This is a genomic window from Streptomyces sp. NPDC007025, from assembly GCF_042869455.1.
Lineage (GTDB): Bacteria > Actinomycetota > Actinomycetes > Streptomycetales > Streptomycetaceae > Streptomyces.
The window spans coordinates 1-14,655 of the sequence record NZ_JBIAFT010000017.1; the positions used below are offsets into that span (position 1 = coordinate 1).

General features: G+C 72.3%; 13 protein-coding genes and 1 riboswitch. Of the genes, 5 read left to right on the plus strand and 8 right to left on the minus strand.

Annotation, left to right across the window (positions count from 1 at the left end; all coding sequences use genetic code 11):
• Positions 1-80: 80 nt before the first annotated feature.
• Positions 81-1,235: an FAD-dependent monooxygenase gene (locus ACFYMO_RS27825; RefSeq protein ID WP_366774972.1), complete on the minus strand. Its 1,155-nt coding sequence runs from the start codon at positions 1,233-1,235 to the stop codon at positions 81-83.
• Positions 1,236-1,438: 203 nt separating this feature from the next.
• On the opposite strand from ACFYMO_RS27825, the gene ACFYMO_RS27830 reads away from it, so the two are divergent.
• Genes ACFYMO_RS27830 through ACFYMO_RS27840 form a run of 3 tightly spaced genes read left to right on the plus strand, consistent with a single transcriptional unit; the run spans position 1,439 to position 3,523 of the window.
• Positions 1,439-2,431 carry a TetR/AcrR family transcriptional regulator C-terminal domain-containing protein gene (locus ACFYMO_RS27830; protein ID WP_366774973.1) on the plus strand — a complete coding sequence of 331 codons (993 nt, stop codon included), beginning with the start codon at positions 1,439-1,441 and terminating at the stop codon, positions 2,429-2,431.
• 40 nt (positions 2,432-2,471) lie between these two features.
• Positions 2,472-3,185, plus strand: a complete 714-nt coding sequence (locus tag ACFYMO_RS27835) for a GNAT family protein (RefSeq protein WP_366774974.1) — start codon at positions 2,472-2,474, stop codon at positions 3,183-3,185.
• Positions 3,182-3,523: a DUF427 domain-containing protein gene (locus ACFYMO_RS27840; protein WP_366774975.1), complete on the plus strand. Its 342-nt coding sequence runs from the start codon at positions 3,182-3,184 to the stop codon at positions 3,521-3,523. The genes ACFYMO_RS27835 and ACFYMO_RS27840 overlap by 4 nt, the downstream gene beginning before the upstream one ends.
• Before the next feature lie 149 nt (positions 3,524-3,672).
• Here ACFYMO_RS27840 and groL read toward each other — a convergent pair whose 3' ends face one another.
• The 4 genes from groL to thrC form a co-directional block, all read right to left on the minus strand.
• A complete protein-coding gene (groL, locus tag ACFYMO_RS27845; protein WP_019355143.1) occupies positions 3,673-5,301 on the minus strand; it encodes a chaperonin GroEL in 1,629 nt (542 codons plus the stop codon).
• 499 nt (positions 5,302-5,800) lie between these two features.
• On the minus strand, positions 5,801-6,004 hold the full coding sequence (locus tag ACFYMO_RS27850) for a cold-shock protein (protein WP_016472377.1): 204 nt from the start codon (positions 6,002-6,004) through the stop codon (positions 5,801-5,803).
• Between the two features lie 527 nt (positions 6,005-6,531).
• Complete coding sequence (locus ACFYMO_RS27855) at positions 6,532-6,807, minus strand: MoaD/ThiS family protein (protein ID WP_019355144.1); 276 nt, start codon at positions 6,805-6,807, stop codon at positions 6,532-6,534.
• A 193-nt stretch (positions 6,808-7,000) separates the two neighbouring features.
• The gene (gene thrC / locus ACFYMO_RS27860; RefSeq protein ID WP_366771917.1) at positions 7,001-8,314 is read right to left on the minus strand and encodes a threonine synthase; all 1,314 of its coding nucleotides are present in this window, start codon (positions 8,312-8,314) and stop codon (positions 7,001-7,003) included.
• Positions 8,315-8,331: 17 nt separating this feature from the next.
• A riboswitch (SAM riboswitch) is annotated at positions 8,332-8,481 on the minus strand.
• Between the two features lie 339 nt (positions 8,482-8,820).
• Here thrC and ACFYMO_RS27865 point away from each other — a divergent pair.
• A complete protein-coding gene (locus tag ACFYMO_RS27865) occupies positions 8,821-9,822 on the plus strand; it encodes a glucosyl-3-phosphoglycerate synthase (RefSeq protein WP_366771916.1) in 1,002 nt (333 codons plus the stop codon).
• Between the two features lie 81 nt (positions 9,823-9,903).
• Entirely contained in the window at positions 9,904-11,511 is a 1,608-nt protein-coding gene (locus ACFYMO_RS27870) for a trehalose-6-phosphate synthase (protein ID WP_366771915.1), read from the plus strand.
• Positions 11,512-11,614: 103 nt separating this feature from the next.
• On the opposite strand, the gene otsB is transcribed toward ACFYMO_RS27870, so the two are convergent.
• The 3 genes from otsB to ACFYMO_RS27885 form a co-directional block, all read right to left on the minus strand.
• Positions 11,615-12,493 (minus strand): trehalose-phosphatase, encoded by an 879-nt coding sequence (gene otsB, locus ACFYMO_RS27875; RefSeq protein ID WP_366771914.1) that lies wholly within the window; start codon positions 12,491-12,493, stop codon positions 11,615-11,617.
• 59 nt (positions 12,494-12,552) lie between these two features.
• Positions 12,553-12,918: a DUF3263 domain-containing protein gene (locus tag ACFYMO_RS27880; RefSeq protein WP_360301101.1), complete on the minus strand. Its 366-nt coding sequence runs from the start codon at positions 12,916-12,918 to the stop codon at positions 12,553-12,555.
• Positions 12,919-13,036: 118 nt separating this feature from the next.
• A complete protein-coding gene (locus ACFYMO_RS27885; protein ID WP_366771913.1) occupies positions 13,037-14,332 on the minus strand; it encodes an extracellular solute-binding protein in 1,296 nt (431 codons plus the stop codon).
• Positions 14,333-14,655: the final 323 nt, after the last annotated feature.

The window sequence follows — 14,655 nt, forward strand, 5'->3', positions numbered from 1 at the left end:
CCGCCCCCACCCCCACCCCGAAACCGGCATACCGGACATACGAGGGTGGTTCGTACGTGACGCGGACCCTATGGGCGGCCTCACACCACCCACCCGTCCGCATCACCGAGGGTGAGGGCGTTTTTCGCGACGGTGAGGGACTCCTCGGAGGGGCCCTGGCCAGGGTTCTCGGTGGCGAGCGCCTGGTTGAGCGCGACGAAGGGGCGCATGCGCTCCTCGTACCGGAGCAGCGCGTCGGCCACCGACGCGGGGGACGCGCCCAGCTCGCGGGCGAGGACGTACGCACCGACCAGGGCGAGGCTGGTGCCCTGGCCGGAGAGCGGCGAGGGACAGTACCCGGCGTCGCCGACCAGCGCGACGCGGCCCCTCGTCCAGTGGTCCATGCGGACCTGCGCCATGGGCGCGAAGTAGAAGTCGGGGGCCGTGCGCATCGCGTCCAGCAGGGTGCCGGTGTCCCCGCCGAGAGCGGCCGTGTTCGCGGCCAGCAGCGCCTTCTGCTGCTCGGGGTCGCGGTGGTCGTAGTCGAGCGGCGGCGACATGAAGCCGAGCGTGGCGCGCAACTCGGTGTTCCCGCGGACGGGGTAGAGGCAGTAGCTCGCCCGCTCGTCGCGGACCCACACCTGCCAGTTGTCGAGCCCGAGGAAGTTGTCCGTGCTGAAGACGGCGACGTGTGCGCCGAGGTGGTGGAGGTACCGGTCGGAATCGGGGCCGAAGGCGTGTCGGCGCACTCCGGAGCGCAACCCGTCCGCCCCCACGACGAGGGAGAAGGTGCGGGTCAGACCGCTCGCGAAGGTGGCGTGGACGCCGCCTTCCGGGTCCGACTGGTCGAGGGCGGTGACGGAGTCGCCGAACAGGAACTCGGTACCGCCCTCCTCGTCCGTGTCCGCGCGGACCCGCCGGTGGAGGAGTGCGGTCAGGTCCTCCCGCAGGAGTTCGATGTCGTCACTGTCGAGCCGGCCGCTGCTGTAGGTCATCTCGGTGGAGCGCCACAGTTCGTTGCCGTCGCCGTCGTGCATCGACATGCCGCGCATCCGGGTGCGGGCCCGGCGCGCGTCGGCGAGGAGGCCCATCCGGTCGAGGACTTCGAGGGCGACTCCGCGCACGTCGACGGCGTGTCCGCCGGGCCGCACCGAGGGAGCGCGCTCGACGACCGTGGGCGCGAGTCCCGCCCGGCGGAGCCAGTGGGCGAGGGCGAGTCCGGCGATTCCGGCACCGGAGATCAGAACGTTCCGCATGGCGACTCCCGCACTGCTGGACGCAGGCGCCGTACAACGTACGCACCCCTGCGGCGCGCTCGCTGCGCACGACCCTGAACGTACGGCGTACACACAGCGCTAGCAAAGCAGTCTCTGCCCATCTGATCTAGTACAGAGAACCCCCGAACCCCCTCCAGTACTGCTAGCGTCTGTCCTAGTACAGGAAATCGGGAGGAGCAGACGTGGCGCAGCTCACACCGCCGTACGCGCGGATCGCGGCCGAGCTGCGGCGCCGCATCGCCGAGGGGGAACTCGCCCCCGGCGACCGGGTGCCCTCGACCCGGCAGCTCGCCCGCGAGTGGAACGTCGCCCTGGCCACCGCGACCAGGGCGCTGACCGCGCTGCGCCAGGAAGGACTCGTGCGGGCCCGGCCGCGGGTGGGCACGGTGGTCGCCCGGCGGAGCCGCCGCACGGCCGACGCCTCCGCGCCCTCCGGGGACCCGGCAGCCGTGGCCGGCGGCGCGGCGGCAGGTGCGCAGCCGCGTGCCGACCGGGAGCTGTCCCGGGAGCGTGTCGTCGGCGTGGCGGTCGGCATCGCCGACGCCGAGGGACTCACCGCACTGTCCATGCGGAGCGTCGCCGCCCGCCTGGGCGCGGCGACGATGGCGGCCTACCGCTATGTGCACAGCAAGGACGAACTGGTCCTGCTGATGGCGGACACCGTCTTCGGTGAACTGCGGCTGCCCCGGCACCCCGCGGCCGGGCCGGCGCCCGAGGACTGGCGGGCCCGGCTGGAGCTGGGCGCCCGGGCCCTGTGGCGCGTGCACCGGGACCATCCCTGGCTGGCCCAGATCGGTCCGCTCACCCGTCCGCTGCTGCTGCCCAACCTGCTGACGTACTCGGAGTGGATGCTCGGCGCCCTGGACGGCTGCGGCCTTGCCCCGGCGACCGCACTCGACCTGAACGCCCTGCTCTACAGCCATGTCCTGGGGCTGGCCATCCAGCGCGAGCGGGAGACCGCCGCCGAGAGCAGCACCGGTCTGACGGAGGACGACTGGATGGCGCAGCAGGCGGCCACCCTCGCGTCGCTGACGGCCTCCGGCGCCTATCCGACGTTCGCGCGCCTCCTCGACGCGCTCGGGGACGACGGCTACGACCTGCGTCTGGACGGGCTCTTCGAGACCGGGCTCGCCGCCATGCTCGACGGCGTGTCCCGGCTCGTCGAGGGGCGGTAATCCGCTCGCGCCCGCTGCCGGGCTTCGGCACCCTTGGCCCATGGAAGCCGACATCTGGCCGCTGCACGGGCTGCGCCTGACAACTCCGCGCCTGGAGCTGCGCCTTCCGGACGACCGGACCCTCGCCGAGCTGGCGCGGCTCGCCTCCGGGGCTGTGCATGCCGACTCCGAGATGCCCTTCGGCGTCCCGTGGACCGCCGCGCCTCCCGCCGACCGCGCCCGCGGCTGCTTCCAGCACGTCCTGGGCACCATCGCGGGCTGGCGGCCGGAAGAGTGGACGCTGAGCCTCGCCGTCCTGCACGGCGGCCGGGTGATCGGACGGCAGGATCTGAGCGGCACCGACTTCGCCGTCGTACGGGAGACGCACACCGGCTCCTGGCTGGGCATGGAGCACCAGGGCCGGGGTTTCGGCACCGAGATGCGCGCCGCGGCGCTGCATCTGGCGTTCGACGGGCTGGGAGCGCGCAGCAGCCTCTCGGCCGCGATGACGGACAACCCGCGCTCGCGGCGGGTTTCGGAGAAACTGGGCTACCGGCCGGACGGTCTGCTGACCGAGTCCGTACTGGGCCGGGCCCGCACTCTCGAACGGCTCCGGCTCGACCGGGCCGGCTGGGAGGCGCACCGCACGGTACCGGTGGAGACCGCGGGACTCGGAGCCGCCGCTCTGGCACTCTTCGGAGTCCGCGGGCCGGGCGTGCCGGGCGCGGACGCAGCAGCACCGGACGAACCCCCGAGCGAGAGGACCGCGTCATGACCACACCGGGCAAGGGCCACACGATCACCGTCGAGGAGGGCACCGAACGCGTGCGCGTCGTCACCCGCGACGGCCGGGTGCTGGCGGAGAGCAGCCGGCCGCTGCTGCTGCGCGAGACGGGCTACCCGGTGCGGTACTACCTGCCGCCCGAGGACGTCCGCACCGATCTGCTCGCGCCGTCCGACACCCGCACCCGCTGCCCCTTCAAGGGCACCGCGGCGTACTGGTCGCTGGCCGACGGTACGGCCCAGGACGTCGCCTGGTCCTACCCCGAGCCCCACGACCAGGTGGCGGCCATCGAGAAGCACCTCTGCTTCCCGGACGTCCAGGTCAGCTGACGGCGGTGGCCGCCGCGGGCTGAGAACCGGAGCCCGGAACCGGTGGCCCGGAGCCGGAGCCCGGACAGCCGGAAGGGCGGGCACCCCGTGGGGTGCCCGCCCTTCCGCCGCCCTCGGCGGGCGGTGGTGGTGCTGTGTGCGGCTCGGACTCAGAAGTCCATGCCGCCCATGCCACCGGCGGCAGCCGCGTCGGCGCCGGCGGCGGCCTTCTCCGGCTTGTCGGCGATGACGGCCTCGGTGGTGAGGAAGAGCGCCGCGATGGAGGCGGCGTTCTGCAGCGCGGAACGCGTCACCTTGGCCGGGTCGAGGATGCCCTCGGCGATCATGTCGACGTACTCGCCGGTCGCCGCGTTCAGACCGTGGCCCGGGGTCAGGTTGCGCACCTTCTCCACGATGACGCCGCCCTCGAGGCCGGCGTTGACCGCGATCTGCTTGAGCGGGGCTTCCAGAGCCAGCTTGACGGCGGCGGCACCGGTGGCCTCGTCGCCCGCCAGGTCCAGCTTCTCGAAGACCGAGGAGGCCTGCAGCAGGGCGACGCCACCGCCGGCGACGATGCCCTCCTCGACGGCCGCCTTCGCGTTGCGGACGGCGTCCTCGATGCGGTGCTTGCGCTCCTTGAGCTCGACCTCGGTGGCGGCACCGGCCTTGATGACGGCCACGCCGCCGGCCAGCTTCGCCAGCCGCTCCTGGAGCTTCTCGCGGTCGTAGTCCGAGTCGCTGTTCTCGATCTCGGCGCGGATCTGGTTGACCCGGCCGGCGACCTGGTCGCTGTCGCCCGCACCGTCGACGATGGTGGTCTCGTCCTTGGTGATCTGGACCTTGCGCGCCCGGCCCAGCAGGTCGAGGCCCGCGTTCTCCAGCTTGAGGCCGACCTCCTCGGAGATGACCTGACCGCCGGTGAGGATGGCGATGTCGTTGAGCATCGCCTTGCGGCGGTCGCCGAAGCCCGGAGCCTTGACGGCGACGGACTTGAAGGTGCCGCGGATCTTGTTGACGACCAGCGTGGACAGGGCCTCGCCCTCGACGTCCTCCGCGATGATCAGCAGCGGCTTGCCCGACTGCATGACCTTCTCCAGCAGCGGAAGGAGGTCCTTCACGTTGCTGATCTTGGAGTTGACGATGAGGATGTAGGGGTCCTCGAGCTCCGCCTCCATGCGCTCCATGTCGGTGGCGAAGTAGGCGGAGATGTAGCCCTTGTCGAAGCGCATGCCCTCGGTGAGCTCCAGCTCGAGCCCGAAGGTCTGCGACTCCTCGACGGTGATGACGCCTTCCTTGCCGACCTTGTCCATGGCCTCGGCGATCAGCTCACCGATCTGGGTGTCGGCCGCGGAGATGGAGGCGGTGGAGGCGATCTGCTCCTTGGTCTCCACGTCCTTCGCCTGCTCCAGCAGAGCGGCGGAGACAGCCTCGGTGGCCTGCTCGATACCACGCTTGAGGGCCATCGGGTTGGCACCCGCGGCGACGTTGCGCAGACCCTCGCGGACCAGCGCCTGGGCGAGCACGGTGGCGGTCGTCGTGCCGTCACCGGCGACGTCGTCCGTCTTCTTGGCGACCTCCTTGACCAGCTCGGCGCCGATCTTCTCGTAGGAGTCCTCGAGCTCGATCTCCTTGGCGATGGAGACACCGTCGTTGGTGATCGTGGGGGCGCCCCACTTCTTCTCCAGAACGACGTTGCGGCCCTTGGGGCCGAGCGTGACCTTGACGGCGTCGGCAAGCTGGTTCATGCCACGCTCAAGACCGCGCCGCGCCTCCTCGTCAAAGGCGATGATCTTGGCCATGTGGGTTGGTCCTCCCTGGCTTCCCCCATGCGTCGAGCGCAAGGGGAGGGTTGGATTTCTCCGGACCGCGTGGCGCCCGCGACGGACGGCCTGAGACCCGGCGGTTCCTTCCCCACCCGGCTGCGGCCTCACCGACCCGGTCCTTCTTTGTCACTCTCACTCGCAGAGTGCTAACCCAATGATTAGCACTCGGGCATGGAGAGTGCAAGCGACGGCGGAGCCGTCTCAGGGTGGGGTGGTGGTCGGTGGGAGGCCCCCGGCCGGAGGCCGGAGGGAAGGCGCGGGCGACCGCGGGGGGCGTCCCGGCCGGGGGTGGCGGAGTCGCTCCGGGCCCGGGAAGCGGAACCCGGGAGGGGATCCGGGACCCCGGGGAGACACCAGTCCCGGCGGGCGGCGGACGGGACAGCGGTCAGCGGACAGCAGACAGCGGAGAAGGGGCCGCACCTCGGGCGCGACCCCTTCTCCGCTGTGTCTGCAGCTCTGCGCAGTCCGGCGACACTCAGCCGGTCACGCGGACCATGTCCGCCTGCGGCCCTTTCTGACCCTGCGAAATCTCGAACTCGACCCGCTGCCCTTCGTCGAGAGTGCGGTAACCGTCCATCTGGATCGCGCTGTAGTGGACGAACACGTCCGCACCACCGTCGACCGCGATGAAGCCGTACCCCTTCTCCGCGTTGAACCACTTGACGGTGCCCTGAGCCATTCCTAACTCCCCTATTACTGGCCCTTGCGCGAGCCCGCACTTCGCGAACCCGGGTCAGACCTCACCCCCATGAGCAAGCGGGGGCGTGCGCCGGAACGCGTCGACCGCCGCTGAATGTATCTGCACGGACGCCCTGTGCAACAGGTCAATCGGACGAGAATTCTGGGCACGACTGATCGGAAATAAGCCTCAACTGCCCCTGAAGCGGGGCAAGTCGGGCCAGACATTTGGAGTCTTCGCGACAATTGACGTCCGGTTTTCGACCGTAACTTGTCCCGTTGTCGTCGCGGCGCTGTCCGTCCTCGGCCGTGCCCGCCGCGGGCTGCGCGGCGGTCGGCGGGTGCCGGGTGGGGGAACTCCCGTCACTCTACCGCCTCCCGAAACACGGAATCGCCCCCTCCGTTTCTCTTCGGAGGGGGCGACGCCACGGCGTAGGCCCTGCTGGCGAGCGGTGGTCCGGGACCGCGCGGACCACCGGTGGTCCGGCCGCGTACCGCCCGGTCCGGACCGGGCGCGCGGGCGACCGGTCACCCGCCGGCGACCGCCGGGATGATGGAGACACCGGTGCCGTCCGGGGTGGGGGTCTGCAGACCCTGTTCGAAGCGGACGTCGTCGTCGTTGACGTAGACGTTGACGAAGCGGCGCAGCTTCCCGGCGTCGTCCAGGACGCGGGCGGAGATGCCCGTGTGGTTCTTCTCCAGGTCCGCCAGCACCTCGGCGAGAGTCCCGCCCTCGGCGCTGACCTCGGCCTGGCCGCCCGTGTAGGTGCGGAGGATGGTGGGGATCCGGACGTTGACGCTCATGTCGATCTTCCTCACGTGTAGGGGGACGCGTCCCAGGGGCCCGCTCCGGCACTCCCGATGCGGAACACCGGGCAAACACCGGGGGGCGGATTTCAGCCGTTCGAGGCGCTGCGGGCCTGCGAGGCCCGCGGCCCTCCGAGGCACCGCGGTGGCTTCCGGGGCACCGCGCCCCGGAAGACCCCCGGTCGGGCCGTCAGGCCAGACCGGCCTCGCGGAAGGCGGCCAGGTTGGGGCGGATCACGGCGGTGGGCCGCGCCGTGGCGGCCACGGCGTCGAGAGTCTTGAGTCCGTCGCCGGTGTTCAGGACGACCGTCGTGAGCGTCGGGTCGATGGCACCGGACTCGATCAGCTTGCGGGTCACGCCCAGCGTGGCACCCCCGGCCGTCTCCGCGAACACCCCTTCGGTCCGGGCCAGCAGCGCGATCGACTCCACGATCTCGGCGTCGTTCACGTCGTCGACGGCGCCGCCCGTGCGCGTGCAGATGTCGACCACGTACGGCCCGTCCGCCGGGTCCCCGATGGCCAGCGACTTGGCGATGGTGTCCGGCTGCTTGACCGGCCGGACGGCGCCGGTGCCGTCCTTGTACGCGCGGGACACCGGCGAGCAGCCCTCGGCCTGCGCCGCGTAGATGCGGTACGGCTTGTCCTCGACGAGCCCGAGCCGGATCAGCTCCCGCAGCCCCTTGTCGATCTTCACGAGCTGGCAGCCGGAGGCGACGGGGATGACGAGCTGGTCGGGCAGCCGCCAGCCGAGCTGCTCGCAGATCTCATACGCCAGCGACTTCGAGCCCTCGGCGTAGAACGGCCGCAGATTGACGTTCGTGAAGCCCCACCCCTCGCCCAGCGGGTCGCCGATGAGCTCGGAGCAGAAGCGGTTCACGTCGTCGTAGGTGCCGTCGATCGCGACGAGTTCGCCCCCGTAGATCGCGGCCATCACCACCTTGGACTGCTCCAGCCCGTCCGGGATGAACACGCACGAGCGCAGTCCGGCCCGGGCGGCGGCGGCACCCACCGCGCCGGCCAGGTTCCCGGTAGAGGAGCAGGAGAGGGTGCTGAACCCGAAGGCGCGCGCCGCCTCCAGGGCGATGGCGACCGGACGGTCCTTGAAGGAGTGGGTCGGGTTGCCGGAGTCGTCCTTGACGTAGAGGCCGCCGGTCACGCCCAGTTCGGCGGCGAGCCGGTCGGCCTTCACCAGCTGGGTGAGGCCGGGGTTCAGGTTCGGCTTCTCGGCGACGTCGGCCGGCACCGGCAGCAGCGGCGCGTAGCGCCACATCGAGGCGGGCCCGGCGGTGATGCGCCGCCGCAGCTCCTCCGGGTCGCCGGAGGGGAGCTCGTAGGCCACTTCCAGCGGGCCGAAACACTCCAGGCACACGAAGCTGGGGCCCAGCTCGGTGCGGGTGCCGCACTCGCGGCAGGAGAGGGCCACTGCGGCACCGAGGTCGTAGGGGGTGCTTCCGGCGGTGCCGGTGGAGGTGGTGCTGTTCGCTGCAACTGTCTGCACAGCCATGGAGGCGAGGCCCTTTCTCCTCATCTTCCCCGTGGCGTATCTCGTCACGGGCCGGAATTGGCACCGTCCCCACGAGGCGGTCTCGCCTTTGAGTCCGCGTACGCGCGGATCGCGGGATGGTTGCCGGGGCTTCAACGGGCCGTTCCCTCTGCCCCTCTGGATGAGCTGCACTATGGCTACGGGCGGCCGACAGCCGCCCGGGCGTTTGTGTCGCGGCGACCCCGAGATGCGGAGGTCACCTGCGCTGTTCAAGACTGTAACCGACGGCGGTCACGCTTGAGGGGGACGTCCGAACCGCGAGATGGATCTTCCACTGCCCGTCGTCCCCGGTCCGGGGCGGCAACGGCACCGCCGGGCGCTCCTCGGCACGCCCGACCGGACCGACCCGACCGCCCGACCGCCCGACCGCCCGACCGCAGAGCAGACCGACCACCCGACCACAGGGCCGACCGGACCGACCAGCCCGACCACGGACCCGACCGGACCGACCACAGGAAGGCGCGCACGTGCTCGACGAAGTGGGCCGCTGGCTGCGGCGCCGTTCCTGGCGCGTCGCGGACCGGCCGCTGGAGGACCTGCTGGCGGTCAAGCGCCGCACCGGCACCACCGTCAGCGTGGTGCTGCCCGCGCTCGACGAGGAGGCCACCGTCGGCGACATCGTCTCGGTGATCCGCCGCGAGCTGGCCACACCGCACCCCGGCACCGGGACGGCGCTGGTGGACGAGCTGATCGTGATGAACTCCGGCTCCACCGACCGGACCGCCGAGGTCGCCGCGGCCGCCGGGGCCGAGGTGGTCCACCGGGACGAGGTGCTGACCAGGCTGCCGCCCCGCCCCGGCAAGGGCGAGGTGCTGTGGCGTTCCCTGCTGGCGACCAGCGGCGACATCGTCTGCTTCGTCGACGCCGACCTGCGCGAGTTCTCGCCGGACTTCGTCACCGGCATCGTCGGGCCGCTGCTGACCGAACCGGACGTGCACCTGGTCAAGGCGATGTACGACCGTCCGCTGCGGGACAACCCGGCGGGCGGCGGGCGGGTGACCGAGCTGGTGGCGCGTCCGCTGCTGAATCTGCACTGGCCCCGGCTGGCCGGCCTCGTCCAGCCGCTGGGCGGCGAGTACGCGGCCCGTCGTTCGCTGCTGGAGCGGCTGCCGTTCCCGGTGGGCTACGGGGTCGAGCTGGCGCTGCTGGTCGACACGCTGGAGCTGGTGGGGCTGGACGCGCTGGCCCAGGTCGATGTCGGGGTCCGGCGGCACCGCAACCAGGACGGGCAGGCGCTCGGCCGGATGGCGACCGCCATCCACGCGGCGGCCGAGCGCCGCATCGCGCGGGGCCCGGCTACGGTGGACGGCGCGCGCGGCGGGATCGAGGCGCTGTCGGGCGGCACGGCGCTGACCCAGTTCGAGCGGGACGGGACGGGCTGCTTCGTCCCCCGCGGCCACCTGGTGGACGTCGAGGAGCGCCCTCCGATGTGCACCGTGCCCGAGTACGGGCAGCGGATGGCGGCCTGAGCGGCCCGGAGGTACCCCTGTCCGTGTTCGGGGGCCGACGGGCACGTTTGAGCGGTTTCGGCTGTGGCTAGGCTCAGCGGCATGGTCGCTGGAGGAACACCGCCCGGAGCAGCACCGCAGGGAGCAGCACCGCGGGGAGCAGGGGAAGCGCCGGGGGCGCGGCAGGCCGGGGGCGGCTCGGCCCGGGTGCTGGTGGCGTCCAACCGCGGACCGGTGTCCTACACCCGCGCCGACGACGGCACGCTCTCCGCCAGGCGCGGCGGCGGCGGGCTGGTCTCCGGACTGTCGGCCATCGGCCCGGAGGCGGACGCGCTGTGGGTGTGCGCCGCGCTCGGCGACGGCGACCGGGAGGCGGCCAGGGCGGCGCGGGGCCGGCTCGACACCGGGGACACCGGCGGGCAGCCGGTGCGGATGCTGGACATCCCGGCCGACACCTTCGAGGCTGCCTACCACGGCATCGCCAACTCCGTACTGTGGTTCACCCATCACATGCTGTACCACGTCCCCCTGGAACCCGTCTTCGACCAGGACTTCAGCGGCCAGTGGGCCGGGTACGAGGCGTACAACGCCGCTTTCGCGGAGGCGCTGGCGCAGGAGGCCGACGCCGGCGCCGCCGTCCTGGTGCAGGACTACCACCTCGCGCTGGTGCCCGGCATGCTCCGCGCCCGCCGCCCCGACCTGCGGATCGGCCACTTCTCGCACACGCCGTGGGCGCCCGCCGACTACTTCCGGCTGCTCCCGGACGACGTCGCCGCGCAGCTGCTGCGCGGCATGCTCGGCGCCGACCGCACCGCGTTCCTGACCGCGCGCTGGGCCCGGCTGTTCGCCGAGTGCTGTGCGCGGGTGCTGGGTGCCACGGTGGAGGGCGGCGGCTCCCCGGGCGGGGACGCCGCACCGCCGGGCACCCCGGGGGATGACTCCGCACCGGAGGACTTCTCGCTGACGGTGACCTACGAGGGCCGTACGACGCGGATCGGGGTGCATCCGCTCGGTGCGGACGGCGACTTCCTGCGCGAGCGGGCGCACCGGAGCGACGTCGCCGACCGGCTGGCGCAGTTGCGCGACCAGGTGGGCACGGGCCCCGAGGGGGCCCCGCGCCGGGTCCTGGTCCGGGTGGACCGCACCGAGCTGTCCAAGAACATCGTCCGGGGCCTGTACGCCTACCGGCGGCTGCTGGCCGACCACCCGGAGTGGCGCGAGCGCGTCGTCCACCTCGCGTTCGCCTACCCCTCGCGGCAGGACCTCGCCGTCTACCGGGACTACACGGCCGAGGTGGGGCGGGTCGCCGAGGAGATCAACCGGGAGTTCGGCACCGGCGGCTGGACGCCGGTCGTGCTGCATGTGAAGGACGACTTCGCGCGGTCGCTGGCCGCCTACCGGATGGCGGACGTCGCGCTGGTGAACCCGGTACGGGACGGGATGAACCTGGTGGCCAAGGAGGTCCCCGTGGTCTCGGACGCGGGCTGCGCGCTGGTGCTCTCCCGGGAGGCGGGCGCCCATGAGGAGCTGGCGTCCGACGTGCTGTCCGTGAACCCGTTCGACGTGCGGGAGACGGCGGCCGCCCTGCGCACCGCGCTGGAGGCGGACCCGGCCGACCGCGCGGAGCGGACCCGCCGACTGGCCGCGACGGCCACCTCCCGGCCACCGGCCCGCTGGTTCCTCGACCAGTTGGAGGCGCTGCCCGGCTGAACCCGCCCGCACGGCCGGCCCGCCCCCGGATCCGCGCGGGCCGCCGGGCGGTGGCAGCCGGCCGATGGCCGCCGGGGCGTGCCGGCTGTGCGGTGTCCGCGGGTCAGTGCGGCGGCTGGATGCCGTCCGCCAACGCCCGCAGCCAGGCCACCAGTCCGGCCGGGCCCGGGACCCGGACGTCCGCTCCGTCGCGGAGTTCGGGAACCGCCTCGGCCGCCGCCTCGGGCGCGCTGTAGAGCAGCAGTCCCGGTACGCCCTCGGCGCGCAGGGCCGCGACGGCGGCGTAGGCGGGCAGGTCGCCGCGGTCGTCACCGGCGTAGACGACGGCGGTGGCGGACCGCTCGCGGACGAAGCCGGTGAGCGCCGCGCCCTTGTCGGCGCCCGGCGGCCGGAGTTCGAGCACCATGCGGCCCGGCTCCACCACGAGTCCGTGCCGTTCGGCCAGCGCGTACAGCGGCTCCCGCAGCCGGTCGAGGGCCTCGTCGGGCGAGGCGGCGCGCCGGGTGTGCACGGCGAGTGCCCGGCCCTTGTCCTCCGTCCAGGTGCCCTCCGGTGCTTCGGACGCCCGCAGCAGCCCGGGGAGTTCGGCCCGTACCGCGGCCACGCCGGCGGGTGGTTCGGGGGCGCGGACGACCGCGTCCGCCGCGTCCCACCGTTCGGCCCCGTAGCCGCCCAGGACGGTGAGCCCCTCCAGTCCGGCGGCGCCGTCGAGGCCGCCGTACCGTACGGCTTCCGCCGCCGGGCGGCCGGTGATCACGGCGACGCCGGCCAGCCGCGGGGCGAGCCGCGCCAGCGCGGGGACCGCCTCGGGGTGCGCCCGGGCCTCCCGCGGATCGCCGACGATGGGCGCGAGGGTGCCGTCGAAGTCGAGCGCGAGCACGGTGCGCGCGGGGTCGGCGCGGACGGCGGCGAGCCCGGCGCGCCCCGTCTCCGTCTCGGGTTCGGGCAGCGGGGGATGCGCGGAAGGCGGCGGAAGCGACATGTCCGCACCCTAGCGAGCGGGCGGGTGCGGGGCCCGCGGGTCCGGCGGAATGTGCGGTTCTAGTGGGTGCGGTCCCGGGCGGCCTGCCGGAGGCGCCGCAGGCGGTTGACCGTCACCGGAGCGTGCCGGGCCGCGCGGGGGTCGTCGAGCAGCGCGTTGAGGTACTGGTAGTAGCGCACGGGCGACATGCCCAACTGCTCCCGGACGGCGCGCTCCTTCTCGCCGGAGGAGGGCCAGCCGCGGGCCGCGAAGGCGAGCACCGCGCGGTCCTCCGCGGAGAGGTCGCCCGCTGCCGGGTGCGCCGCGCCGTCGGGACCGTCCCCGGCCGCGTCCGCGGCGGCGTCGGCAGGCCGGTCCGGCGTACCGGACGCGTCCGTCCCGCCGTCCGCGCCGCCGCTGTCCCGCACGTCCTCCGTACCGCTCACGCTTCCACCGTACGTGCCGGGGCAGTCGCCGCGGTCGCGCGGGAGGGGCGCTCGGCGTCAGCGGGGGCCGCCCGGCGCAGAGAGAGCGGCGCCTCGGCGCCCGCAGCCGCGCTCGGCGTCAGGAGGGCTTCGCCTCCTCCTCGGCTTCCGCCTTGCGCTGGAGTTCGGTGAGCACGGCCTTCGGGTCGCCGCCCTTGACGGCGGCCTGCCCGATGGATTTCTTGATGGTCGCGTTGGTACTCGCCCAGGAGACCTTGCCCACCGGGTAGAACTCGGCGCCGGCGAGTTGGTCGAGGAAGGGCCAGAGCTTCTTCTGCTCCTTGTCCTTGCGCATCTTCTCGGAGGCGCTGGTGGTGACGGGCAGCAGTCCGTACTGGGAGACGAAGGAGTAGTGGTTCTTCGTCTCGAAGACGAAGGCGAGGAACTTGCCGCACGCTTCACGGTGGCCGTTCTTCTTGAACGCCATCATCCAGTCGGCGACGCCGAGGGTGCCCTCGGCGGGGCCCTTGCTGCCGGGCAGCTTGCCGGTGCCGTAGGAGATGTCCTTCTCGTCGGCCTGCTGCATCAGGGTGGGGTGGCCGTTGAGGATGCCGACGTCGCCCTCGGTGAACGCGTCGAACAGCTTCTGCCGGTCGGTGCGCTGGGGGCTGGGTTCGGTGTAGCCGGGCGTGACGAGGTTGTCACGCAGCCACTGGAACGTCTGGATGTTCTCGGGGGAGTTGATGGTGTAGTTGCCCACGCTGTCGACGTAGGCGCCGCCGTTGCCGAGCATCCACATCAGGGACTCGCCCTGCGCCTCCTCCGGGCCGAGCGGCAGCCCATAGGGGATCCGCACCCCGGCGGACTTCAGGGCGCGGGCCGCCGACTTGAGCTCCTGCCAGCTCTCCGGCGGCTTCTCGGGGTCGAGTCCGGCCTTCTCGAAGAGGTCCTTGTTGTAGAAGAGCACCCGGGTGCTGGCGACGAACGGCAGTCCGTACTGGACGCGGCGCACCTCACCGGCCTCGGCGAGGGAGACGAGGAACTCGGCCTGCGCGGGGATCGGGAGCAGCTCGCTGACCTTGTAGAGCTTTCCCTCGTCGGCCCAGTCGGCGTACGAGTCGACCTGGGCGATGTCCGGCGGGTCGCCCTTGTCGACCATCTCGGTGAGCTTCTTGCCGATGTCGTTCCAACTGTGCACGGTGACATCGATTTTGATGTCGGGGTTCTTCTTGGTGAAGGCGTCGGCGAGCTTCTGCCAGTAGATCTTGGAGCTGTTCTCGGCGCCGGGGTTGCCGTAGTCGGCGGCGACGAGCTTCAGCGTCACCTCGCTCGATCCCGGGCCGGCGCCGCAGCCGGACAGTGCGGTCACACCGGCCGCCCCGGCCACACCGGTCGCGGCCATACCCAGGAATCGACGCCGTTCCATCTTCTTCATACCCCTCAGCCCTGCGAACCCTCAGAACATACTGCGAGCCCCATGAGTGCCTCAGTTCCCCCCTGGCACCACCAGCCCCCGGCCCGTCCGCCCGGAGTCTCCCTCTCCGAGGGCCCGAGCGTCCACCGAAACCGGATACCAGTACGGATCAGGTTGGCTTCCATTCGGATCACGAATGAAGTCCGGATGCGGACGAACCGCTCGCCGTACCGCACGGAACGCCCGGCAACAGGAAGAAGCCCCCCGAGTGGACTAGACCTTTACACTCCTCACGCGGGACACTGTCCCGCGTGAGTACCCGTGACAAGGCCCCCCGTGCGTCC